Here is a 24,139-nt window from a genome sequence, read left to right as displayed (position 1 = left end):
ACGCGTTCCGGCGCCCCTCGGCCACCGCGAAGACCTGGGACGACCAGCTGCTTCATATCGAGGCTGTTGCGATGTGGCGCAACGTCGTCCTCGCTGCTGGCACTGCTGCTGGCCCTGACGACGGCGGCGTTCGGGGGTTCCGTGCTCGCCGGGGTGTCCGACGCCCGGGACCGCGCCGCGCTGCTGGCGACCGGCGCGGACGCGCGGATCGCGGGGCCGGGCGAGGTGACGCCGCTCCCGGCGGGCGTGGCAGGGGCGGTACGGAAGGTCTCGGGCGTACGTGGGGTGACGGCCGTGCGGATCGAGCGCACGGCGGAGCTCACCTCCGGCGGGGCTGGGGCGAAGGGGGGCCTGACGCTGATCGGGGTCGATCCGGCGTCGTACGCCCGGCTGGCCCGGCAGACGGGCCTCGGGGCCTTCTCCGCCGACGTGTTGACGCCGAAGGGGACGGAGGGTGCGGGGACGGGGAGTGTCCTGAACGCCGTCGCCTCCCCCGGTCTCGCCGAGCGCCTGGGCCGCGCACCGCGTCGGATCACGTCCCTCGCCGGTGACATCACCGTCCGGATCGCCGCCGTACGCTCCCGCACGCCCGCCGCCCCCGGCGCCGACTTCCTGCTGGTCGACGCCGCGGGCCTCGAACACTCCGATCCGACGACGCTGCTGGCGACCGGTGCCGCACTCGACGCACCGGCACTGCGGACGGCCGTGCGCGGCGCCGGAAAGGGCCTCTCCGTGACGTTGCGCGACGAGCAACGGGTGGCGCTCTCCGATGCGCCGTTGCAGGCGGGCGCCGAACGGATCTACACCACGGCCGCCCTGGCCGGTGCGGGGTACGCCGTACTCGCCCTGCTGCTCTCCCTCCTGCAGTCCGCGCCGGAACGGGCCGCGCTGCTGGCCCGGCTGCGCACCAAGGGCCTCACGCCCCGCCAGGGCCGTCGGCTGCTCAGCCTGGACGCGCTGCCCCAGGCGCTGCTCTCGGCCTCGGGCGGGATGCTCGCCGGCTGGGCCACGGTCCGGCTGCTCGCTCCCGGCATCGACCTGGAACGTCTCGCGCTGGCCGGCGCGGCGGGCCGCGTGCCCGTGGTCGGCGCGTCGCTGCGTACCGACGTGTGGTCGCTGCTCCTGCCCGCGGCGGGCACGGTGCTGCTGGCGTGGGCGGTGGCCGTCGCGCAGGCCTGGTGGGCGGGGCGCCGTACGTCGATCACCGAACTCAGGACAGGAGGCATGCGATGACCCGTGCGACGACCTCGCGGACGAGCCTGGCGGAGCTGGAGCATCGGGCGGCGGCGCGCCGCGACCGGCCCGCGTACGGGCGGGACGCCCTGATCGCCTGCGACCGGCTGGTCCGCATCTTCCCCGGCCGGGCGGCCGGGGGCGACTCCCCTGGGCGCGGCGGCTCCGCCGGGGTGGAGGTACAGGCGCTCCAGGGACTCGATCTGCTGGTCCAGGAGGGCGAGTTGATGGCCCTGGTCGGCGCCTCGGGGAGCGGCAAGTCGACCCTGATGAACATCCTCGCCGGCCTCGACGTGCCCACCGCGGGCGCTGCCCGGGTCGCGGGCCGCGATCTGCTCACCATGAGCGCGAAGGACCGGCTGCGCTACCGCCGTGAGGTGGTCGGTTTCGTCTGGCAGCAGACGGCCCGCAATCTCCTCCCCTATCTGACGGCGGCCCAGAACGTGGCGCTGCCCATGCAGTTGAAGGGCGGGCGGGGCCGCGGGAAGCGGCGGGCCGAGCGGGCCCGGGAACTGCTCGCGATGCTCGGCGTCGCCGACTGCCACGGCCGCCGTCCGCCGCAGATGTCCGGTGGGCAGCAGCAGCGGGTCGCTGTCGCCGTGGCCCTCGCCAACTCGCCGTCCGTGCTGCTCGCCGACGAGCCGACCGGCGAGCTGGACTCGGCGACCGGCGCGGAGGTCTTCGCGGCGTTCCGCCGGGCCAACGAGGAACTGGGCACGACGATCGTGATCGTCACGCACGACCAGGCGGTCGCCGGGGAGGTCCGGCGCGCGGTCGCGATCCGTGACGGCCGGACCTCGACGGAGGTGCTGCGCCGCACGGAGGTCGACGCGGAGGGCCAGGAGGCCTTGGTGGCACGGGAGTTCGCGACGCTGGACCGGGCCGGCCGGCTCCAGCTGCCCGCCGAGTACACCGCGGCCCTCGGCATGGAGGACCGGGTGATGCTGGAACTGGAGCAGGACCACATCGGGGTGTGGCCGGACGACACCGGGCGCCCGGCCGACTGAGACCACCACCGACACCGCCCCGTCGCCCGGCCGACTGAGGACGCACCACGGCGCCCACCACCGTCCGGTCGGGGACAAGGCAGGCGCCGCGTTCAGTTCCGTACGCCGTTGTACGGGACGTTTGTTGGGGTGGAGCGTCAGACCATCAGCGAGCGGTCCGTCGGGCGGATCGGGGCCGGCAGATCGCTGGCCCCGGTCAGGAAGCGGTCGACCCCGCGGGCGGCCGAGCGGCCCTCCGCGATGGCCCACACGATCAACGACTGGCCGCGGCCGGCGTCACCGGCGACGTACACGCCGGGCACGTTGGTCGCGAACTCGGCGTCACGGGCGATGTTGCCGCGCGCGTCGAGCTCCAGGCCGAACTGTGAGACCACGCCGTTCTCGACGTCGGTGCCGGTGAAGCCCATGGCCAGCGTGACCAGCTGGGCGGGGATCTTGCGCTCCGTGCCCGGCTTCTGGTTCAGCTTGCCGTCGGCGAACTCGACCTCGGTGAGGTGCAGCCACTGGACGTTGCCGTCCTCGTCGCCCTCGAAGTGGGTGGTGGAGACCGAGTAGACGCGGTCGCCGCCCTCCTCGTGCGCGGAGGTGACCTTGTAGAGCATCGGGAACGTCGGCCAGGGCTGGCCCGGGCTGCGCTCCTCGCCGGGCTGCGGCATGATCTCCAGCTGCGTGACCGAGGCCGCGCCCTGGCGGTGGGCGGTGCCCACGCAGTCCGCGCCCGTGTCGCCACCGCCGATGACCACGATGTGCTTGCCCTCGGCCGTGATCGGGGGCGCCACGTAGTCGCCCTCCTGGACCTTGTTGGCCAGCGGCAGGTACTCCATGGCCTGGTGGATGCCCTTGAGCTCACGGCCGGGGACCGGGAGGTCACGCGCGGTCGTCGCACCGGCGGCGATGACCACGGCGTCGTACCGCTTGCGCAGGTCCGTCGCCTTGAGGTCGCGGCCGATCTCGATGCCGGTGCGGAAGCGGGTGCCCTCCGCGCGCATCTGCTCGATGCGGCGGTTGATGTGCCGCTTCTCCATCTTGAACTCGGGGATGCCGTAGCGCAGCAGACCGCCGACGCGGTCGGCGCGCTCGTACACGGCGACCGTGTGACCCGCCCGGGTGAGCTGCTGGGCGGCGGCCAGGCCCGCCGGGCCCGAGCCGATGACCGCGACGGTCTTGCCCGACAGGCGCTCGGGGATCTGCGGGGCGACATCGCCCGTGTCCCACGCCTTGTCGATGATCGAGACCTCGACGTTCTTGATGGTCACGGCGGGCTGGTTGATGCCGAGCACACACGCCGACTCGCAGGGAGCGGGGCACAGGCGGCCCGTGAACTCCGGGAAGTTGTTCGTGGCGTGCAGACGCTCGGACGCGGCGGACCAGTCCTCGCGGTAGGCGTAGTCGTTCCACTCGGGGATCAGGTTCCCCAGCGGACAGCCGTTGTGGCAGAACGGGATCCCGCAGTCCATGCAACGGCTGGCCTGCTTGGAGATGATCGGGAGCAGTGAGCCCGGAACGTAGACCTCGTTCCAGTCCTTGACGCGCTCCTCGACGGGGCGGGTCCTGGCGACCTCGCGGCCGTGGTTCAGAAAGCCCTTGGGATCAGCCATTGGTCGCCGCCTCCATCATCTTCTCGGTGATCTCGGACTCGGGGAGTCCGGCTCGCTCGGCGGCGTCCTTGGCGGCGAGCACTGCCTTGTACGTGCTGGGGATGATCTTGCTGAAGCGGTCGACCGCGGTGTCCCACTCGGCCAGGAGCTTCTCGGCGACGGTCGAGCCGGTCTCCTCCTGGTGGCGGCGCACCACGTCGTGCAGCCACTGCTTGTCGGTGTCGTCGAGGGCCTCGACGGCGCCCACGTTGCCGGCGTTGACGTTGTCGCGGTTCAGGTCGACGAGGTACGCGATGCCGCCGGACATGCCGGCCGCGAAGTTGCGGCCCGTCTCGCCGAGGACGACCGCGCGGCCGCCGGTCATGTACTCGCAGCCGTGGTCGCCCACGCCCTCGGAGACCACCGTCGCGCCGGAGTTGCGGACGCAGAAGCGCTCGCCGGTGCGGCCGCGCAGGAAGAGCTCGCCGCCCGTCGCGCCGTACGCGATGGTGTTGCCCGCGATGGTCGAGTACTCGGCGAGGTGGTCGGCGCCCCGGTCGGGACGGACGATCACCCGGCCGCCGGAGAGGCCCTTGCCGACGTAGTCGTTGGCGTCGCCCTCCAGGCGCAGCGTGACACCGCGCGGCAGGAAGGCGCCGAAGGACTGGCCCGCGGAGCCGGTGAAGGTGATGTCGATGGTGTCGTCGGGCAGGCCCCCGCCACCGAACTTCTTCGTCACCTCGTGGCCGAGCATGGTGCCGACCGTGCGGTTGATGTTGCGGATCGCGACCTGGGCGCGCACCGGCTGGGCGTCGGCCTGGGTGTTCGCGGCCAGCGCGTCGGCGGCGAGCTTGATCAGCTCGTTGTCGAGCGCCTTCTCCAGACCGTGGTCCTGGGCGATGACCTGGTGGCGCACCGCGCCCTCGGGCAGCTCGGGCACGTGGAAGAGCGGGGACAGGTCCAGGCCCTGCGCCTTCCAATGGGTGACCGCCCGCTCCACGTCGAGGTTCTCGGCGTGCCCGACGGCCTCCTCGATCGTGCGGAAGCCGAGCTCGGCGAGGATCTCGCGGACCTCTTCGGCGATGAACTTGAAGAAGTTCACGACGTACTCGGCCTTGCCTGCGAAGCGGTCGCGCAGCACCGGGTTCTGGGTGGCGATGCCGACCGGGCAGGTGTCCAGGTGGCAGACGCGCATCATGACGCAGCCGGAGACGACGAGCGGCGCGGTCGCGAAACCGAACTCCTCGGCGCCGAGCAGCGCGGCGATGACGACGTCACGGCCGGTCTTCAGCTGGCCGTCGGTCTGCACGACGATACGGTCGCGCAGGCCGTTGAGCAGCAGCGTCTGCTGGGTCTCGGCGAGGCCGAGCTCCCAGGGGCCGCCCGCGTGCTTCAGGGACGTCAGCGGGGAGGCGCCCGTACCGCCGTCGTGGCCGGAGATGAGCACCACGTCCGCGTGCGCCTTGGAGACACCCGCGGCGACCGTGCCGACACCGACCTCGGAGACCAGCTTCACGTGAATCCGCGCCTGCGGGTTCGCGTTCTTGAGGTCGTGGATCAGCTGGGCCAGGTCCTCGATGGAGTAGATGTCGTGGTGCGGGGGCGGAGAGATCAGGCCCACGCCCGGGGTGCTGTGCCGGGTCTTGGCGACCCAGGGGTAGACCTTGTGGCCGGGCAGCTGGCCGCCCTCGCCGGGCTTGGCGCCCTGCGCCATCTTGATCTGGATGTCGTCGGCGTTGACCAGGTACTCCGACGTGACGCCGAAGCGGCCGGAGGCGACCTGCTTGATCGACGAGCGGCGCGCCGGGTCGTAGAGCCGGTCCGCGTCCTCGCCGCCCTCACCGGTGTTGGACTTGCCGCCCAGCTGGTTCATGGCGATGGCGAGGGTCTCGTGCGCCTCCTTGGAGATGGAGCCGTACGACATGGCGCCGGTGGAGAAGCGCTTGACGATCTCGCTCACCGGCTCGACCTCGTCGATCGAGATCGGCTGCCGGTCGGACTTGAAGCCGAACAGGCCGCGGAGCGTCATCAGGCGCTCGGACTGCTCGTTCACCCGGTCCGTGTACTTCTTGAAGATGTCGTAGCTGCCGGAGCGGGTCGAGTGCTGGAGGCGGAAGACCGTCTCCGGGTCGAACAGGTGCGGCTCGCCCTCGCGGCGCCACTGGTACTCGCCGCCTATGTCGAGGGCCCGGTGCGCCGGGGCGATGCCGGAGGCCGGGTAGGCCTTGGCGTGCCGCGCCGCGACCTCCTTGGCGATGACGTCGAGACCGGCGCCGCCGATCTTGGTGGCCGTGCCGTTGAAGTACTTCTCGACGAAGGCCCGGTCGAGGCCGACGGCCTCGAAGACCTGGGCGCCGCGGTAGGAGGCGACGGTCGAGATGCCCATCTTGGACATGACCTTGAGGACGCCCTTGCCGAGCGCATAGATCAGATTGCGGATGGCCTGCTCGGGCTCGATGTCCCCCAGGAAGGTGCCGGCGCGGACCAGGTCCTCGACCGACTCCATCGCCAGGTACGGGTTGACCGCGGCGGCGCCGAAGCCGATGAGGAGGGCCACGTGGTGGACCTCGCGGACGTCGCCCGCCTCGACCAGCAGGCCCACCTGGGTGCGCTGCTTGGTGCGGATGAGGTGGTGGTGGACGGCCGCGGTGAGCAGCAGCGAGGGGATCGGCGCGTGCTCGGCGTCGGAGTGGCGGTCCGACAGGACGATCAGACGGGCGCCGTTCTCTATGGCGGCGTCGGCCTCCGCGCAGATCTCCTCGATCCGCGCGGCGAGGGAGTCGCCGCCACCGCCGACCCGGTAGAGACCGGACAGGGTCGCGGCCTTCATGCCCGGCATGTCGCCGTCGGCGTTGATGTGGATGAGCTTGGCCAGCTCGTCGTTGTCGATCACCGGGAAGGGCAGGGTGACGCTACGACAGGACGCGGCCGTGGGCTCCAGCAGGTTGCCCTGCGGGCCCAGCGAGGAGCGCAGCGAGGTCACGAGCTCCTCGCGGATCGCGTCCAGCGGCGGGTTGGTGACCTGCGCGAACAGCTGGGTGAAGTAGTCGAAGAGCAGGCGCGGGCGCGCGGAGAGGGCCGCGATCGGCGAGTCCGTGCCCATGGAGCCCAGCGGCTCACCGCCGGTGTTGGCCATCGGCGCGAGGATGATGCGCAGCTCTTCCTCGGTGTAGCCGAAGGTCTGCTGGCGGCGGGTGACCGAGGCGTGGGTGTGCACGATGTGCTCGCGCTCGGGGAGGTCGGAGAGCTCGATCTCGCCGGCTTCCAGCCACTCCGCGTACGGCTTGTCGGCGACGAGGGCGGCCTTGATCTCGTCGTCCTCGATGATGCGGTGCTCGGCGGTGTCGACGAGGAACATCTTGCCGGGCTGCAGACGGCCCTTGCGGACGACCTTCGCGGGGTCGATGTCGAGGACGCCGACCTCGGAGCCGAGGACGACGAGGCCCTCGTCGGTGACCCAGTAGCGGCCGGGGCGCAGACCGTTGCGGTCGAGGACCGCGCCGACCTGGGTGCCGTCGGTGAAGGTGACACAGGCCGGGCCGTCCCAGGGCTCCATCATCGTGGAGTGGAACTGGTAGAAGGCGCGGCGGGCCGGGTCCATGGAGTCGTGGTTCTCCCACGCCTCCGGGATCATCATCAGCACGGAGTGCGGGAGCGAGCGGCCGCCGAGGTGGAGGAGCTCGAGCACCTCGTCGAAGGAGGCGGAGTCGGACGCGTCCGGCGTGCAGATCGGGAAGACCCGCTCCAGGCCCTTGTCCCCGAAGAGATCCGAGACCAGCTGGGACTCGCGCGCCTGCATCCAGTTGCGGTTGCCCTTGACCGTGTTGATCTCGCCGTTGTGCGCGACGAAGCGGTACGGGTGGGCGAGCGGCCAGCTCGGGAAGGTGTTGGTGGAGAACCGGGAGTGCACGAGCGCGATCGCGGAGGCGAAGCGGCGGTCGGACAGGTCCGGGAAGAAGGGCTCCAGCTGGCCGGTGGTCAGCATGCCCTTGTAGACGATGGTGCGCGCGGAGAGCGACGGGAAGTACACGCCGGCCTCGCGCTCGGCGCGCTTGCGCAGCACGAACGCCTTGCGGTCGAGCTCGATGCCGGTCGAGACGCCGTCCGTGACGAAGATCTGGCGGAAGGCGGGCATCGTGGAGCGGGCGGTGGCCCCGAGCAGTTCGGGGGCGACCGGGACCTCGCGCCAGCCGAGGACGGTCAGGCCCTCGTCGGCGGCGATCGTCTCGATCTGTGAGACGACATCCTCGATGCCGTCCTCGGGCAGGAAGGCGATGCCGACCGCGTACGCGCCGGCCGCGGGCAGCTCGAATTCGGCCACCTCACGGAAGAACGCGTCGGGGACCTGGGACAGAATGCCCGCGCCGTCGCCCGAGTCGGGCTCGGCGCCGGTGGCACCCCGGTGCTCCAGGTTGCGCAGCACGGTGAGCGCCTGCTCGACCAGCGCGTAGCTCGCCTCACCGGTGAGGGTGGCCACGAAGCCGACGCCACAGGCGTCGTGCTCGTTGCGGGGGTCGTACATACCCTGCGCAGCAGGGCGAGCATCCATGAAGGACCAGTTCTGGCCATTCGTGAAGTGCTGGGACGGCTGGCGCGGCGAACGCATCGGCTCTCCCGTCGTCGTCGTGGCATATGCATGTGCCGAGGGACGACGTTGGCCCTCTGCTTGGGGTGCAAAATTTCGTGCAGGTTACATGATGGAATGGTTCTCGGGAACCGGATACTCCGTTCCAACATGCGGACACCGGTGGGTGGCGTGGGGGTACCGCGCACGACGGTGGAGTTAAGGGGACCTAAGCGGACAGATCAGTGTCCGCGGGTCCAGGGTACGGCGGGCAACGTCACCCACCGCACTGAAGCGGCGCAGGCCTCATTGCCCGCAGCGCTTACGGCTCATTCCCAGTGGTTAAGCGATCGAAACCAGGGAGTAACGGCTACTTATGCAGTCCCTTGCATAAGTGCGCGAGACATCATCCTACGGCGGTACCGAACAGGCTGCCCAGGAGGTACGTCACACCCGCCGCGGCGCCCCCGAGCGCGAGCTGCCGAATTCCGCTGTACCACCAGGTTCGAGCCGTCACCCGGGCCACGATCGCGCCGCACGCGAAGAGCCCGATCAGCGCGAGCAGCAGCGCGGGCCACAGGACGGTCGCGCCGAGCAGATACGGCAGTACGGGGAGCAGGGCGCCCAGGGCGAAGGAGCCGAAGCTCGACACGGCGGCGACGGCCGGGGAGGGCAGGTCGCCCGGGTCGATGCCGAGCTCTTCGCGTGCGTGTATCTCCAGGGCCTGCTCGGGGTCGCGCGAGAGCTGCTTGGCCACTTCGCGGGCGAGTTCGGAATCGACGCCGCGCGACTCGTACAGCGCGGCGAGCTCGCGCTCCTCGTCCTGCGGATGCTTTCTCAACTCACGGCGCTCGACGTCGAGTTCGGCCTGGACGAGTTCGCGCTGCGAGGCGACGGAGGTGTACTCGCCGGCGGCCATGGAGAAGGCGCCGGCGGCCAGGCCCGCGAGCCCGGTGATGACGATCGTCCGGTGGGAGACGGACCCGCCGGCGACGCCGGTCATCAGGGCGAGGTTGGACACGAGCCCGTCCATCGCGCCGAACACGGCCGGGCGCAGCCATCCGCCGTTCACGTCCCGGTGGGTGTGGTTGTCGCGGTGCGCCTCGTGCAGGGTCGCTTCGGTCTCGATGATGGACATACCGGTCCCCCAGGATCCTTCGATTGGACTGTTTCTACTTTTCGACAACCACGAAAGTACGCCTGTAATTTCCTCTCCGCCAGCAAGGAAAGGCTGGGCTAACCTGCAGCTTTACCCTCAGGCGCTCATCCGTGAACGATCATGCACAGATGTCGACCGGGTGAATGAGAAGCCGCGGACGGCTCTCCCCGCCCCCTCCCGTGGGACACATCCCCAAAGGGCTCTGCGCCCTGAGAGGAGAGGCACCGTATGGCTTCCATCGCCTGCATTCCCTCCGTCCCGGCACCCGGGGACTCGGCCGCCCTGCGCGAGCGGGCCCGCGGCGCGCTGCTCGGCCTCGCCGTCGGGGACGCGCTGGGCGCGCCCGCCGAGAACATGAGGCCGTCGCAGATCCGCGCGAAGTGGGGACGGATCACGGGGTACGTCGCCGAGCACCCGGCCGGGACGGACGACACGGAGTACGCGATCTTCTCGGGGCTGCTGCTGGCACGGCACGGTTCGGCGCTCACCGTGACGCATGTCGAGGCGGCCTGGCACCAGTGGATCGCCGACCGCGACGAGGGGCCGTTCCGGGGCGCCGGCTTCAGCGAGCGCGGCACCCTGGAGAACCTGCGCCGGGGACTCGCGGCCCCCATCTCGGCCCAGCACCGGCACGCCTGGAGCGACGGTCTGGCGATGCGCGCGGCCCCCTTCGGCGTCTTCGCGGCGGGGCGACCGGCGGAGGCGGCCCGGCTGGTGGCGATCGACGGCTCGGTGAGCCACGAAGGCGAGGGCATCTACGGCGGCCAGGCGGTCGCGGCGGGGGTCGCGGCGGCGATGGCGGGCGCGGCCACGATCGCGGTGGTCGCCTCCGCGCTCGCCGTGATCCCGGACGACTCCTGGACGGCCCGCTCCCTGCGCCGGGCGGTGGCCGTCGCCCACCGGGGGGAACGGGCGGTCCGCTCGGCGGTCGTCATCGGCGGCTACCCCTGGACGGACCTGGCCCCGGAGGCCGTCGCCCTCGCCTTCGGCGCGTACGCCGCCGCCGACGGCGACTTCACCGAGTCCGTCCTCACCGCCGTCAACATGGGCCGCGACGCCGACACCACGGCCGCGGTGGCGGGCGCGCTGGCCGGGGCGACCCGGGGCGCCGCCGCGATCCCGGCGGACTGGGCGGCGGCGATCGGCCCGGCACGCGGCAGCTGCCTGCCCTCCATGGCGGGCCACCACGTACTGGACGTGGCGGAACTGCTCACACCGGGGGACGACGGGAAGTGGGGAACCGGGAGCGCGGCACCTCCGCCCCCCGACCCGTACGCCCTCACCAGCGACTACATCCTTGCCGACGACGATGACGAGGGGCAGCCATGAGACCCGGCCTGGCGGGCGACGAACCCGGCACGGGATCGGCCTCGGCACCGGTGACCGGGGGATCGATCTCGATCTCCGACATCGGGGATCCACCCTCGACGTCCGGCACCGGGGACTCCCCCTCGACGGATGCGGACCCCCGTACGGAGCAAAGCGCCGCTCCCGCCCCCGCCCCGCACCCCCGCCGGATCGAGGGCCTCCTGCTCGGGCTCGCCGCGGGCGACGCCGCCGGCTGGCCCGCCGGCCGGCACCGCGCGGCCCGGATGCCCGAGTGGACCCGGCGGCTGACCCGCGAGCTGGACACCTTCGCGGAGCAGAACGCGACGACGACCCTGCCCGTGCCCATCGCGCTCAACCAGCCGCCGGAACCCCTGCGGCTCGGCCCGTCGGACGACGCGGAATGGGCTGCGTTCGCGGCGGAGGCCGTGCTGCGCGCCGGGGACCGCAGCGCGCTCGGCGACCTGAGCCGGGAACGCCGGATGCGGGCGTCCATCGACCTGTCCTGGAACGCCGTCGCCAGCGAGGTCGCCGCGGCCGCCGAGCGCGCCCCCGAGGTCGAGTCCGCGCTGCTCCCCCTGCGCGCCCGGATCTCCGTACGGGCGGGCCTGGGCAACCTCGCCACCGGGCTGCGCCCGCCCGCCACCGGCCACGACAACCCGCACTACTTCGACGACGCGGCCTGTGTACGGGCCTGTGTGCTCGCCGTGGCACACCCGGGCGACCCCCGACTCGCCGCGGAACTCGCCGAGTTCGACGCCCGCTACACCCAGGACGGCGACGGGGTGCACGGCGCCCGCGCGATGGCCGCGGCCCTCGCGCTCGCCCTCGCCGGGGCCGACGTCGACGCGTGCGCGGACGCCGCCCTCGCCGAGCTCCCCGAGTCGACGGAGATCGGCCGCAACGCCCGGCACGCACTGCGGCTCGCCCGCGCCAGCGGGGACACCTTCGCCCTCGTCCCCCTCCTGGAACACCAGATCGTCGACCACGTCTACAGCTACGGCATCGCGGCGGCGGAGACCGTGCCGGTCGCCCTCGCCCTGGCCACCGCCGCACGCGGCCGGATCGCGGAGGCGGTGCCCGCCGCCGCCTGTCTGTCCCGGGTCGCGGACTCGGCCCCGGCCCTCGCAGGCGCGCTCACCGGCGCGCTGGGCGGCGGCGCCGCGATCCCGGCCTCCTGGCGCGACGCCTGCCGCATCCTGTCCGGCTGCGCGCTGCCCCGGCTCACGGGCACGGACCTGATCGGACTCGCCGACCTCCTGGAAGCGACGGAACTGGCCACCCCAGAGGGATGATTCGGGCATGACGCCCAAAGGAGAAGGAACGGGAACCCTCGACGAACGCATCACCGGAGCCCTCGTCGGAGCCGCCGTCGGCGATGCGCTCGGCGGCCCCGTCGAGGGCTACACCCCCGAGCAGATCGTCGAACGGCACGGCGGCCGGATCCACGGCATCGTCGGCCCCTGGAACGGCGACGCCTGGCGCACCGCCCGCCCCATCGCCCCGTACCACAAGGGCGACGGACACATCACCGACGACACCCTGATGACCCACGCGCTGGTACGCGTGTACGCCACCGTCCGCGACCACCTCGACGCGTACGCCGTCGCCGAGCACCTGGTCCCCGACCTCATGACGGGCCCGCGCTGGATCCCGGAACTGGAGGCCGAGGCCATCCCCCTCCAGCGGATCTTCCTCGCGGAGAAGTGGCTGGTGGCCCGCCTCCACTACGGCCATGTGGACCCCCGGGAGGCCGGCACCGGCAACATCGTCAACTGCGGCGCCGCGATGTACATGGCGCCGGCCGGCCTGGTCAACGCGGCCAACCCGGCGGGCGCGTACGCCGAGGCCCTCGACATCGCGGGTGCCCACCAGTCGTCGTACGGGCGGGAGGCGGCGGGCGTCTTCGCGGCGGGGGTGGCGGCGGCGTGCGCGCCCGGGGCGAGCCCGGACTCGGTCGTCGCGGCCTGCCTGTCCCTGGCGAAGGACGGCACCAGGTCGGCGATCGAGGCGGTCTGCGAAGTCGCCGCCCGCCACACGGACTTCGAGTCGGCGCTGGTCCCGCTCCGCGAGGCGGTGATCCCCTACGACACGGTCGGCCCCGACTACCGTTCCCCCTCCCTCGCCGCCCGCCGCCCCTCCCGTCTCCACGCGATCGAGGAACTCCCCGTCGCCCTGGGCATGTTGGTGGTGTCCGGCGGCGACTACCGGCACGCGGTCCTCGGCTCGGTGAACTACGGCCGCGACTGCGACTCCATCGCCACCATGTCCGGCGCCCTCGCCGGCGCCCTCGGCTCCGAGGTCCCCCACGAGTGGGCCAAGACGGTCGCCGAGTCCAGCCGCCTGGACCTGCACGCCCCGGCGACCACCCTCACCGGGGTGACCCGCGAGATCTTCGCTCGCGACCTGGGCCGTCGCCGCGCCCACGAGTCGGCGTACGCCGAACTGACGGGAACCCCGCGATGCTCCGACTGACCTGGGTCCAACCGGAGGACCTCCTCGGCCACGAGCTCGCCCAGGCGTATCAGGACGGCCGCGCACCGGAGGCGATCGCGGCCCGCTGGCACGCGGCGGGCGGCCCAAAGGCCCCACCGCGCGCGGGCACGTCCCCTACTCCGGTCTCGCGGTACCTGCGCGCACTGGCGGAAGACCTCCTGGACGAACTGGCGGAGCTGCCTGGCAAGTCGGCGGACACGGAGCCGACAGACCTGGGCCAGATCAGGGCCCACTGCCCGGACTGGCCCGCCCGACCCGTGCCCACCCCAGCCCCCACCCAGGCCCGCCTGGAAACCGCCTGGCTGGGCAGAGCAGTCGGCTGCCTCCTTGGCAAACCGGTGGAAAAGCTCCCTCTCGACGGCATCCGCCAACTGGCCCGGGCCGCCGGAAACTGGCCCCTGCACACCTGGTTCACCGCCCGGGGCGTACCCGACGAGCTCCTCCGGGCCCACCCCTGGAACAGACGCTCCGCCCCCACCTCCCTCGCCGAGAACATCGACGGCATGCCCGAGGACGACGACCTCAACTACCCCCTGCTGAACCTCCTGTTGCTCCAGCGATACGGCAGGGACTTCACGACCGCCGACGTGGCCCGCCTCTGGCTGGACGAACTCCCCGCCGGCCGCGCGTTCACCGCCGAACGCATCGCCTACCGCAACCTCCTCACCGGCATCGAACCCCCGCACACGGCCCGCCACCGCAACCCCTTCCGCGAATGGATCGGCGCCCTGATCCGCGCCGACGTCCACGGCTGGACCAACCCGGGCGATCCGGCCGCCGCCGCGGAAGCGGCCCACCGGGACGCCACCCTCACCCACACCGCGAACGGCGTGTACGCGGCGATGTTCACGGCGGCCACCATCGCCGAGGCCGCCGCCGGCCGCGCCGACATCCACGCCTGCCTGCGCACCGGCCTCACCGTCGTGCCCCCCGCCTCCCGCCTGGCCGAGGCGATCCGCCACGCCGTCCGCCTCGCCCGCACCACCGAGGACTTCGACACGGTCGTCGACGCACTGCACACCACCCACCGCGCCTACCACTGGGTCCACGCCCTCCCCAACACCGCCCTGATCGCCGCCGCCCTCACCCACGCGGACGGCGACTTCTCCGGCTCCATCTGCCGCGCGGTGTCCGGCGGCTGGGACACCGACTCCAACGGCGCGACGGCGGGCAGCGTCGCGGGCCTCCTCACCGGCACCCCCGCCGCGCTCCCCGACCGCTGGACCACCCCCCTCAAGAACCGCCTCGCCACCTCCGTCGCCGACTTCGACGGCATCGGCTTCGACACCCTCGCCCAGCTGACCCACCGGCTGACCCACCAGCTCACGCACCGGGAGACCCGTCACCCATGACCCATATCGCCGTGCTCGGCAGCACGAACATGGACCTCGTCGCGTACGTCGCGAAGGCCCCGCAGCGCGGAGAGACCGTGACGGGACGGGAGTTCCGTACGATCCCTGGCGGCAAGGGCGCGGGCCAGGCGGTGGCCGCAGCCCACGCGGGCGCCGACGTCTCGATGATCGGCGCGGTGGGCGCCGACGCCTTCGGCTCCCAGCTCCGTACGACCATGGAGCTCCCCCAAGCTCTCGGCTTCGCTCGAGCAGGGGGGACCCCCATGGGCGTGGACACCGACCACCTGCGCACCACCGAGGGCCCGTCCGGCACCGCGCACATCGTCGTGGACGACGAGGGCGGCAACGAGATCGTCGTCATCCCCGGCGCCAACGGCACCGTCGACCACCTCGCCCCCGGCGACGAGGCGCTCATCACCAGCGCCGACGCCCTGCTGCTCCAGCTGGAGATCCCGCTGGCCGCCGTCCTCGCGGGCGCCGAGGCCGCGCGCCGCCACGGCGTCCGGACCATCCTGACCCCCTCCCCCGTACAGCCCCTGCCGCCCGAACTCCTCGCCTCCATCGACCTGTTGTGCCCGACGAACACGAGGCCACCGCGCTCACCGGCCTCACCGACCCCCGCGACGCGGCCACCGCCCTGCTCGACCAGGTACCCGAAGTCGTCGTCACACTGGGCGCGGCGGGCAGTCTGTACGCGGCCCGCGGCGCCGAACCCCTCGCCGTGCCCGCGCCCCGGGTCACCGCCGTGGACTCGACCGGCGCGGGCGACACCTTCGTCGGCACCCTCGCGGTCGCGCTGGCGGAGGGCCGGCCGATGCGCGCCGCCCTCGCGTGGGCGTCGACGGCGGCGTCCCTGTCGGTGCAGCGCGCCGGCGCCTCGTCCTCGATGCCGTACCGCTCCGAGATCGACGCCCAGGCCGCCTCGAACACCCGGCAGACCTCATGAGCGGGCATACGGGCGACAAGGCGGGGACGGATCGCGGTCCGCTCACCGAGCCGGGGACGAGTCGTGGCCCGCTCACCGGGCTGCGCGTCCTCGACCTCGCCACCCTGTTCGCCGGACCGCTCGCCGCCACCATGCTCGGCGACTTCGGCGCGGAGGTCATCAAGGTCGAGCACCCGGCCAAGCCCGACCCCTCCCGGGGCCACGGCCCGTCGAAGGACGGCATCGGCCTGTGGTGGAAGCTCCTCGGCCGCAACAAACGCACCATCACCCTCGACCTGTCCAGGCCCGGCGGCCGCGCCACCCTGCTGCGCCTCGCCGCCACCGCCGACGTGATCATCGAGAACTTCCGGCCCGGCACCCTGGAGAGGTGGGACCTGGGCTGGGCGGAGCTGTCGGCCGCCAACCCCCGCCTCGTCCTCGCCCGTGTGACCGCCTTCGGCCAGTTCGGCCCGTACGCGCACCGGCCCGGCTTCGGCACGCTCGCCGAGGCGATGAGCGGCTTCGCGGCGATCACCGGCGAACCGGACTCCCCGCCGACCCTCCCGCCCTTCGGCCTGGCCGACTCGATCGCGGGCCTGGCGACGGCGTACGCCGTCATGGCCGCGCTCCGCGCCCGCGACGCTTCGGGCCGCGGCCAGGTGGTCGACATGGCGATCATCGAGCCGATCCTCACCGTGCTCGGCCCACAGCCGCTCTGGTACGACCAGTTGGGCCACGTCCAGCCCCGCACCGGCAACCGCTCCGCGAACAACGCGCCCCGCAACACCTACCGCACGGCGGACGGCTCCTGGGTCGCCGTCTCGACCTCCGCCCAGTCGATCGCCGAGCGGCTGATGCGGCTGGTCGGACGCCCGGAGCTGATCGAGGAACCGTGGTTCGCGACGGGCGCCGACCGGGCCCGCCACGCGGACGTCCTGGACGAGGCGGTGGGCACCTGGATCGCCCGTCACCGCCGCGCCGAGGTCCTGGACGCCTTCGAGAAGGCGGAGGCGGCGGTGGCCCCGATCCAGGACGTACGGGATGTGATGGAGGACCCGCAGTACGCGGCCCTGGACGCGATCACCACCGTCGCAGACCCCGAACTCGGCCCCCTGCGCATGCAGAACGTGCTCTTCAGGCTCTCCGCCACCCCCGGCGCGATCCGCTGGGCGGGCCGCCCCCACGGCGCCGACACGGACGCCGTCCTCACCGAACTCGGCCTGTCCGAGGCCGAGATCACCAACCTCAGATCGGAAGGCGCCCTATGAGGATCCCGGCCCTCCCGCTCACCTGGCTCTACGCCCCCGGAGACCACCCGGAGGTGGTGGCCAAGGCCCTCGTCTCCGGCGCGGACGTCGTCCTGATCGACCTGGAGGACGCGGTCGCCCCGCACCGCAAGAAGTACGCCCGCGCCGCCACCGCCGAGTTGCTCTCGGACCCTCCCCCGGTCCCGGTCCACGTCCGCGTGAACGCGCTGGACGGTCCCCTCGCCGAGGCGGACCTGAGCACGCTCGCCCCGCTCCCCGGCCTCTCCGGCCTCCGGCTGCCCAAGGTGACCTCCCCCGCCGATGTCGTCCGGGTCGCGGAACGCTCGGCCCCCTCCGAGGGAGGCGCGATCCCCCTGTACGCCCTCCTGGAATCCGCCCTCGGCGTCGAACACGCCTTCACCATCGCCGCGGCCCACCCGGCGGTGCGCGGCATCGGACTGGGGGAGGCGGATCTACGGGCCGACCTGGGCGTACGCGAGGACGCGGGCCTGGACTGGGCCCGCGCCCGGATCGTGGTCGCCGCCCGGGCCGCCGGCCTCGCCCCGCCCACACAGTCGATCTACCCGGACATCCGGGACCTCGAAGGCCTGGCCGCCTCCTGCGCCCACGGGCGCACCCTGGGCTTCCTCGGCCGCGCGGCCATCCACCCCCGCCAGCTCCCGGTGATCGAACACGCCTATCTCCCGACGCCGGCCGAGGTCGAGACCGCCGAGCTCATCGTCAAGGCCGCCGCCACCGAGCCCGGTGCCCAGGCACTGCCCGACGGCAGGTTCGTGGACGCGGCGGTCGTGGCGGGCGCCCGCCGCACGCTGGCGCTGTCCCGCCGGAAATGAGCGACGGGGGCGCCGCGTCCTCGGACGCGGCGCCCCCGTCGACGTACCGGAGGAACTCAGACCTTCTTGGCGGACTCGGCCTCGCCCCTCGCCGCCTCCACAGACTTCTCGGACTCCTCGGGCTCCTCGGCTTCCGGGGACTCCAGGGACTCCTTGGACTGCCCGGGTTCGTCGGACTCGGTGTCCGTCTTCGCGTCGGGCTTCTTGCCGTCGGGCTTCTTGCCGTCGGGCTTCTTGCCGGTCGTCTCGTCGGCCTCGTCGTCGGCCTCGTCGTCAGCCGTGTCGTCGGCCTTGCTGTCGGCCTTGCTGTCGGCGTTCTTGTCGAGGACGACGGCATCTCCGTCGGGGGTGTCCCCGTCCGGCTCGACGACCTCCTCGCGTCCCGGCCGCAGCCGCGCCGACACCACGATGTAGGTCACCGCGAGGAGGAAGACCACCATCGCGGTCCAGTCGTTGAGACGCAGGCCCAGGATGTGGTGGGCGTCGTCGACGCGCATGTACTCGATCCAGCCGCGACCGACGCAGTACGCGGCGACGTACAGCGCGAACGCCCGCCCGTGGCCCAGCTTGAAGCGGCGGTCCGCCCAGATGACGAGGAAGCCGACGCCGATGCACCACAGGGACTCGTACAGGAACGTCGGGTGGTAGTACCCCGGGACGCGCCCGTCCGTGGAGGACGTGATGTGCAGCGCCCACGGCACGTCCGTCGCCTTGCCGTACAGCTCCTGGTTGAACCAGTTGCCCCAGCGCCCGATGGCCTGGGCGAAGACGATGCCGGGAGCGAGGGCGTCGGCCCAGGCGGGGAGCGGGATGCCGCGTCGGCGGCAGCCGATCCACGCGCCCACCGCACCGAGCGCGATCGCGCCCCAGATGCCGAGGCCGCCCTGCCACACCTTGAAGGCGTCCACCCAGTCACGGCCGTCGCTGAAGTACAGCTCGTAGTCCGTGATCACGTGGTAGAGCCGGCCGCCGACAAGGCCGAACGGGACGGCCCACACCGCGATGTCGGCCACCGTGCCGGGCCGCCCGCCTCGGGCGATCCAGCGTTTGTTGCCGAGCCAGACGGCTACGAAGACGCCGATGATGATGCAGAACGCGTAGCCGCGCAGGGGAATGGGGCCGAGGTGCACCACACCGTGCGACGGGCTGGGAATGTAGGCAAGTTCCATGGCAGGGTCGACGCTACCCTGCCGGACCGGACCCACGGCAAGCAGCCCGGCTACGGGTCCATAACAGGGGCCCCGACGGAGGCCGCGACACAGGCCGTGACGGAGGTCGTGACACAGGCCGTGACGGAGGCCACAACTCGGGTCAGGACGTGAGCCACGACATGAGCCGCCCCCGGCCCGTGTCCGAGCCGGGGGCACAGGGCAGACGCGGGGCTCAGGCCTTGTTCTCCGCCTCCACCATCTGCTTGAGCTTCGCCGGGGTCATCGTCTGGTCCTCGTAGATGTTCTTGCCGCCCAGCAGCACGGTCGGCGTGCCCCTGAAACCGCGGCTCTGGAAGGCGGCGTTCGACTTCACGACCCAGCTGTTGTGCGTGCCGTCCTTGACGCACTTCTGGAAGGCGGGGGTGTCCAGGCCGTCGACCTTGCCCGCCAGCTCGATGAGCTTGCTGTCGTTCGAGAAGTCGTCGGTGGTCTCGCTGGGCTGGTTCATGTACAGGACGTCGTGGTAGGCCGTGAACTTTCCGGCGTCCTGGGCGCAGGCCGCGGCGTTGGCCGCGTGCCGGGAGCCGCTGCCTCCCCTGCCGTCGTCGATGAGCGTGACCAGGTGGTATTCCACCCTGAGCTTTCCGGCGTCGACCAGCTCATGGATCGTCGGGCGGTACACCGTCTCGAAGGCCTGGCAGGCCGGGCAGCGGAAGTCCTCCCAGACCGTGAGGGTCGACTTGGCGCCGTCCTTGCCGACGGGGATCGCGAGGCCGTCCTTGCCTGTCGCACCCGAGGGCGACACTGCCGGGCCCGACGCGGCGCTCTTCTTGTCCTTGCCCGAGTTGGCGGCCAAAACGCCCACCACCCCGGCAAGAGCCAGGACACACACCACCGACGCGCCCACGATCAGCGCCCGCCGGCGCTTGTCCGCGGCCTTCTGCTTCTCTCGCTCGACCGCCATCCGCTCGCGGGCGGTGCGCTTTCCGTCACGGTTCTTCTCGCTCACAACCGGCAGAACGAACCGGGGAGGCGCAGCGCGCCTCCCCGGTCCCAGGTCCACCCGTTCGAGTGAGCGGATTGTCCGTTACGTACGCATCAGGACGCGTACGCGGCGGAAGGTGCCTCAGGCCGTGCCGCGCACGCCCTTCGCCAGATCGCCCGCGAGGGCGCGGACCGCGTCGAGGCCCGCGGCCTCGTCCGCCGCGTCCAGCATCCGCTTGACGAAGGCCGAGCCGACGATCACGCCGTCGGCGAAGCCGGCCACCTCGGCGGCCTGCGTGGCGTTGGAGACACCGAGGCCGACACAGACCGGCAGCTCGGTGGTGGCCTTGGTGCGCCGCACCAGGTCCTGGGCCTGGGCCCCCACGGACTCCCGCGTGCCCGTGACCCCCATCAGCGAGGCCGCGTACACGAAGCCGCTGCCCGCCGCGGTGATCTCGGCGAGCCGGGCGTCCTTGCTGCTGGGCGCGACGACGAACACGGTCGCGAGGCCGTGCTTCTCCGCGTGCTCCCTCCACAGCGCCGATTCCTGGACGGGCAGGTCGGGCAGGATGCAGCCCGCGCCGCCCGCCTCCGCCAGCTCCGTGGTGAAGCGCTCGACGCCGTAGCGGTCGATGGGGTTCCAGTACGTCATGACGAGCACCGGCTTCCCGGTGGCCCCGTGCGCCTCGCGGACCGTGCGCATGACGTCGGCGATCTTGACGCCGCCCTTGAGGGCGATGTCGTCGGCGGTCTGGATGACGGGCCCGTCGAGGACGGGGTCGCTGTGCGGCAGACCGATCTCGACGATGTCCGCGCCGCCCTCGAAGACGGCCTTGACGGCCGCGATCCCGCCGTCGACCGTCGGGAACCCGGCCGGGAGGTACGCGATGAGGGCGGAACGCCCCTCCGCCTTCGCGGCGGCGAGGGTGTCGCTCAACAGCTGGATGTTGCCGCTCACTTGGCGTCCCCCTCGATCTCGGCGGTGTCACTGTCGGCGTCCGCCTCGACGACGGCGTCGGCGGCGGTGTCGTACAGGCCGAAGTAGCGGGCGGCCGTGTCCATGTCCTTGTCGCCGCGCCCGGACAGGTTGACGATGATCAGCCCGTCCCTGCCCAGCTCCTTGCCGACCTCCAGGGCCCCGGCGAGCGCGTGGGCGCTCTCGATCGCCGGGATGATGCCCTCGGTGCGGGAGAGCAGGCGCAGGGCCTGCATGGCCGCGTCGTCGGTGACCGCGCGGTACTCGCCGCGGCCGCTGTCCTTGAGGTACGAGTGCTCGGGTCCGATGCCCGGGTAGTCGAGGCCCGCCGAGATGGAGTAGGGCTCGGTGATCTGCCCTTCCTCGTCCTGGAGGACGTACGACCGCGACCCGTGCAGGATGCCGGGTTCACCGGCGGTCAGGGTCGCGGCGTGCTCCCCGGTCTCCACGCCGTGTCCGGCGGGCTCGCAGCCGATGAGGCGTACGTCCGCGTCCGGGATGAAGGCGTGGAAGAGGCCGATGGCGTTGGAGCCGCCGCCGACGCAGGCGATGGCCGCGTCGGGGAGCCGTCCGGCACGCTCCAGGATCTGCCGCCGGGCCTCGACGCCGATGACGCGGTGGAAGTCGCGGACCATGGCGGGGAAGGGGTGCGGCCCCGCGACGGTCCCGAAGAGGTAGTGCGTGTGGTCGACGTTGGCGACCCAGTCCCGGAAGGCCTCGTTGATGGCGTCCTTGAGGGTGCGGGAGCCGGACTTCACTGCGATGACCTCGGCGCCGAGCATGCGCATGCGGGCCACGTTGAGTGCCTGCCGCCGGGTGTCGATCTCACCCATGTAGATCGTGCACTCGAGGCCGAAGAGCGCGCAGGCGGTGGCGGTGGCCACGCCGTGCTGACCGGCGCCTGTCTCGGCGATGACGCGGGTCTTGCCCATCCGCTTGGTGAGCAGGGCCTGACCGAGCACGTTGTTGATCTTGTGGGACCCGGTGTGGTTGAGGTCCTCGCGCTTGAGGAAGACGCGCGCGCCACCGGCGTGTTCGGCGAAGCGGGACACCTCGGTGAGTGAGCTCGGGCGCCCGGTGTAGTTGACGAGCAGGTCGTCGAGCTCGCGGGCGAACTCGGGGTCCGCCTTCGCCTTGTCGTACTCGACGGCGACCTCGTCCACGGCGGCGACCAGCGCCTCCGGGATGAACTTGCCGCCGAACGCGCCGAAGTACCCCTCGGCGGTGGGGACTTGACCCTCGGGGTCGGGAATGAAGAACTCGCTGGGCATGCGGATACCTCGCAGGGGCGACAGCCCCGGTTACAGGTCGGACAGGGGTCACGTCAGTCGCGCACGCACAGGTCGCCCGGACGACACCGTTCGCTTCCCGCCCACCCGCCCGTACCGAGGACGAAGTTCCCGTCGCGACGGCGAGCGGCCGCCACGACGTGGCACGAGGGAGTCGGAGCTGTCAGCTCACCGCGGGGTGCGGCGGGCCCGGAGCGGCGCCTGTACGCGTGCGCCGGCGGGCCATCGCATGCCGTTGACCTGGCCCGGTTCGTCACCGATGACATACCGCACGCGGCGCCCGTGGACGCGGCGGGCCGGTGCCCGGCAGCCGCGCGGCCGACAGCCGCGGGCGAGGCGGGCGTAGGGATCGCGCACCCCGGCGGCAGCCGCCCGCACGCACGCCACTCCCCCGTCGGGGCGCGAGCCCGGACGGGTGACGGCGGTGGCGTGGAGCGCGCTGTGCACCGGGGTGTCAGCTCCGTCCGTGGCGCAGCGCGGGGTGGGCCCCGGCCGCGACGAGGTCGGCGACTGCCGTCTTCGGGTCGCGGCCGGTGACGAGGGACTCGCCCACCAGGACCGCGTCGGCGCCGGCGTTGGCGTACGCGATGAGGTCGTGCGGCCCGCGGACGCCGGACTCGGCGACCTTGACGAGGCCGGACGGGATCTCGGGAGCGATCCGCTCGAAGGTGGTGCGATCCACCTTGAGGGTCTTGAGGTTGCGCGCGTTGACGCCGATGACCTTCGCGCCGGCGTCCACCGCCCGCTCGACCTCGTCCTCGTCGTGCACCTCGACGAGCGGCGTGAGCCCGATGGACTCGGCGCGCTCGATGAGGGACTCCAGGGCGGCCTGGTCGAGGGCGGCCACGATCAGCAGCGCGAGGTCGGCGCCGTACGCGCGGGCCTCCCAGAGCTGGTACGACGTGACGATGAAGTCCTTGCGGAGCACGGGGATGTCGACCCGGGCGCGGACGGCCTCCAGGTCGGCCAGCGAGCCGCCGAAGCGGCGCTGCTCGGTCAGGACCGAGATGACGGCCGCGCCGCCCGCCTCGTAGTCCGCGGCCAGGGCCGCGGGGTCGGCGATCGCGGCGAGCGCGCCCTTGGACGGGCTGGAGCGCTTGACCTCACAGATGACCTTGACGCCGTCGCCACGCAGGGCGGCCACGCCGTCCTTGGCCGCGGGAGCCTTCGCCGCGCGCTCCTTGAGCTCGTCGAGGCTGACGCGCGCCTGCCGCTCCGCGAGGTCGGCACGGACTCCGTCGATGATCTCGTCGAGCACACTCACGCGAGCGGCCCCCTTCCCTGACGGTGAACGGTTGAGCCTGTCGACCCCAGACCGCCGTCCCGACGGTCATGATGGGTCACTCCGATGGTATCCGGAGGAAGGCCTAGGCATCACATCCGGTTGACGCCGGTCCCACTACCTGGACGTTTGCCATTTGATCAAGGGTGCAGCCAGCCACCGAAGGGCAGGTTCCGGACAACGGTGAAGACCAGGAGCAGCACGCCCGCGCTCCACAGGTGCACGGGCCCGAGGTCGATCCGCAACGGCCGTCCGCGCGCCGAGCGGACCGCCCAGACGGTCCACACCACCGCGAAGACGAAGTAGCCCATGACGGCGAGCGCGTTGTCCGTGAGCGCCGTCGCGAAGTCCCCGTGCACGAAGGCGTGGGCGCTGCGCAGACCGCCGCAGCCGGGGCAGTACAGGCCCGTGTAGCGCTGCAGCGGGCAGACGGGGTAGTGCCCGGGCTGGTTGGGGTCCACGGCCCCGACGTACGCGAAGGCGCCGACGACGGCCGCGAGCGCCCCCGCGGGGACGACGAGCCGCCGCGGCACGACCCGCTCAGCGGGGCGGGGCCGCGTCACCCTCTGGGTTTCGGCGTTCACCCGTCGCATTCTGCCCGTCGCGGGCGTGGCGCGCCCGGGACGGACGCGCGAGAGGCGGGGGCCGGAGGGGGTGCCGGGACGCCGCGAGGGGAGCCCCAACGGGGGAGCGCAGCGCGCCGCCCGCCGCGCGGGC

Annotated in this window: 18 protein-coding genes and 1 pseudogene; 9 read left to right on the top strand and 10 right to left on the bottom strand. The window is 72.4% G+C overall.

Annotated features, from left to right (window positions below; translation table 11 throughout):
* The first annotated feature begins 66 nt into the window (after nt 1–66).
* Nucleotides 67–1,233, top strand: a complete 1,167-nt coding sequence (locus ABZ656_RS43230; protein ID WP_360276002.1) for a hypothetical protein — start codon at nt 67–69, stop codon at nt 1,231–1,233.
* Nucleotides 1,230–2,240, top strand: coding sequence for an ABC transporter ATP-binding protein (locus tag ABZ656_RS43225; protein ID WP_360275999.1), 1,011 nt, complete (start codon nt 1,230–1,232; stop codon nt 2,238–2,240). The genes ABZ656_RS43230 and ABZ656_RS43225 overlap by 4 nt, the downstream gene beginning before the upstream one ends.
* Nucleotides 2,241–2,377: 137 nt before the next feature.
* On the opposite strand, the gene ABZ656_RS43220 is transcribed toward ABZ656_RS43225, so the two are convergent.
* The 3 genes from ABZ656_RS43220 to ABZ656_RS43210 all read right to left on the bottom strand — a co-directional run bounded on the left by ABZ656_RS43220 (nt 2,378) and on the right by ABZ656_RS43210 (nt 9,519).
* Nucleotides 2,378–3,838 (bottom strand): glutamate synthase subunit beta, encoded by a 1,461-nt coding sequence (locus tag ABZ656_RS43220; RefSeq protein ID WP_360275996.1) that lies wholly within the window; start codon nt 3,836–3,838, stop codon nt 2,378–2,380.
* On the bottom strand, nt 3,831–8,423 hold the full coding sequence (gene gltB, locus ABZ656_RS43215) for a glutamate synthase large subunit (protein ID WP_101405690.1): 4,593 nt from the start codon (nt 8,421–8,423) through the stop codon (nt 3,831–3,833). Before gltB ends, ABZ656_RS43220 begins: the two co-directional genes overlap by 8 nt.
* 364 nt (nt 8,424–8,787) lie before the next feature.
* On the bottom strand, nt 8,788–9,519 hold the full coding sequence (locus ABZ656_RS43210) for a VIT1/CCC1 transporter family protein (RefSeq protein ID WP_360275993.1): 732 nt from the start codon (nt 9,517–9,519) through the stop codon (nt 8,788–8,790).
* A gap of 249 nt (nt 9,520–9,768) precedes the next feature.
* Between ABZ656_RS43210 and ABZ656_RS43205 the strand changes: the two genes are divergently transcribed.
* The 7 genes and pseudogenes from ABZ656_RS43205 to ABZ656_RS43175 all read left to right on the top strand — a co-directional run bounded on the left by ABZ656_RS43205 (nt 9,769) and on the right by ABZ656_RS43175 (nt 17,740).
* Nucleotides 9,769–10,869 (top strand): ADP-ribosylglycohydrolase family protein, encoded by a 1,101-nt coding sequence (locus tag ABZ656_RS43205; RefSeq protein ID WP_101405688.1) that lies wholly within the window; start codon nt 9,769–9,771, stop codon nt 10,867–10,869.
* Nucleotides 10,866–12,161 carry an ADP-ribosylglycohydrolase family protein gene (locus tag ABZ656_RS43200; RefSeq protein WP_360275990.1) on the top strand — a complete coding sequence of 432 codons (1,296 nt, stop codon included), beginning with the start codon at nt 10,866–10,868 and terminating at the stop codon, nt 12,159–12,161. Before ABZ656_RS43205 ends, ABZ656_RS43200 begins: the two co-directional genes overlap by 4 nt.
* Nucleotides 12,162–12,168: 7 nt before the next feature.
* The gene (locus ABZ656_RS43195; RefSeq protein WP_101405687.1) at nt 12,169–13,341 is read left to right on the top strand and encodes an ADP-ribosylglycohydrolase family protein; all 1,173 of its coding nucleotides are present in this window, start codon (nt 12,169–12,171) and stop codon (nt 13,339–13,341) included.
* Nucleotides 13,329–14,714 (top strand): ADP-ribosylglycohydrolase family protein, encoded by a 1,386-nt coding sequence (locus tag ABZ656_RS43190; RefSeq protein ID WP_360275987.1) that lies wholly within the window; start codon nt 13,329–13,331, stop codon nt 14,712–14,714. The genes ABZ656_RS43195 and ABZ656_RS43190 overlap by 13 nt, the downstream gene beginning before the upstream one ends.
* A pseudogene (locus ABZ656_RS43185) lies at nt 14,711–15,660 on the top strand (ribokinase). The gene ABZ656_RS43190 and the pseudogene ABZ656_RS43185 overlap by 4 nt, the downstream one beginning before the upstream one ends.
* Complete coding sequence (locus tag ABZ656_RS43180; protein ID WP_180362561.1) at nt 15,657–16,907, top strand: CoA transferase; 1,251 nt, start codon at nt 15,657–15,659, stop codon at nt 16,905–16,907. Before ABZ656_RS43185 ends, ABZ656_RS43180 begins: the two are co-directional and overlap by 4 nt.
* A 2-nt stretch (nt 16,908–16,909) precedes the next feature.
* Complete coding sequence (locus ABZ656_RS43175; protein WP_101408209.1) at nt 16,910–17,740, top strand: CoA ester lyase; 831 nt, start codon at nt 16,910–16,912, stop codon at nt 17,738–17,740.
* 56 nt (nt 17,741–17,796) lie between these two features.
* Here the strand turns inward: ABZ656_RS43175 and lgt are convergent, their stop codons facing one another.
* The 7 genes from lgt to ABZ656_RS43140 form a co-directional block, all read right to left on the bottom strand.
* Nucleotides 17,797–18,909, bottom strand: coding sequence for a prolipoprotein diacylglyceryl transferase (gene lgt, locus ABZ656_RS43170; protein WP_360275983.1), 1,113 nt, complete (start codon nt 18,907–18,909; stop codon nt 17,797–17,799).
* A gap of 214 nt (nt 18,910–19,123) precedes the next feature.
* Nucleotides 19,124–19,900 (bottom strand): thioredoxin domain-containing protein, encoded by a 777-nt coding sequence (locus ABZ656_RS43165; RefSeq protein WP_180362560.1) that lies wholly within the window; start codon nt 19,898–19,900, stop codon nt 19,124–19,126.
* Between the two features lie 117 nt (nt 19,901–20,017).
* Nucleotides 20,018–20,833 (bottom strand): tryptophan synthase subunit alpha, encoded by an 816-nt coding sequence (gene trpA, locus ABZ656_RS43160; RefSeq protein WP_360275979.1) that lies wholly within the window; start codon nt 20,831–20,833, stop codon nt 20,018–20,020.
* The gene (gene trpB / locus ABZ656_RS43155; RefSeq protein WP_101405681.1) at nt 20,830–22,122 is read right to left on the bottom strand and encodes a tryptophan synthase subunit beta; all 1,293 of its coding nucleotides are present in this window, start codon (nt 22,120–22,122) and stop codon (nt 20,830–20,832) included. Before trpB ends, trpA begins: the two co-directional genes overlap by 4 nt.
* Nucleotides 22,123–22,308: 186 nt before the next feature.
* Complete coding sequence (locus tag ABZ656_RS43150; RefSeq protein WP_180362760.1) at nt 22,309–22,527, bottom strand: tryptophan synthase subunit(beta); 219 nt, start codon at nt 22,525–22,527, stop codon at nt 22,309–22,311.
* A gap of 67 nt (nt 22,528–22,594) precedes the next feature.
* Nucleotides 22,595–23,404, bottom strand: a complete 810-nt coding sequence (trpC, locus tag ABZ656_RS43145) for an indole-3-glycerol phosphate synthase TrpC (RefSeq protein ID WP_054231452.1) — start codon at nt 23,402–23,404, stop codon at nt 22,595–22,597.
* Nucleotides 23,405–23,562: 158 nt separating this feature from the next.
* Nucleotides 23,563–24,015: a DUF2752 domain-containing protein gene (locus ABZ656_RS43140; RefSeq protein ID WP_360276005.1), complete on the bottom strand. Its 453-nt coding sequence runs from the start codon at nt 24,013–24,015 to the stop codon at nt 23,563–23,565.
* Nucleotides 24,016–24,139: the final 124 nt, after the last annotated feature.

The sequence above is a fragment of the Streptomyces sp. NPDC007095 genome (assembly GCF_040634475.1).
Lineage (GTDB): Bacteria > Actinomycetota > Actinomycetes > Streptomycetales > Streptomycetaceae > Streptomyces.
This window is presented reverse-complemented; position numbering and strand designations above follow the sequence as displayed.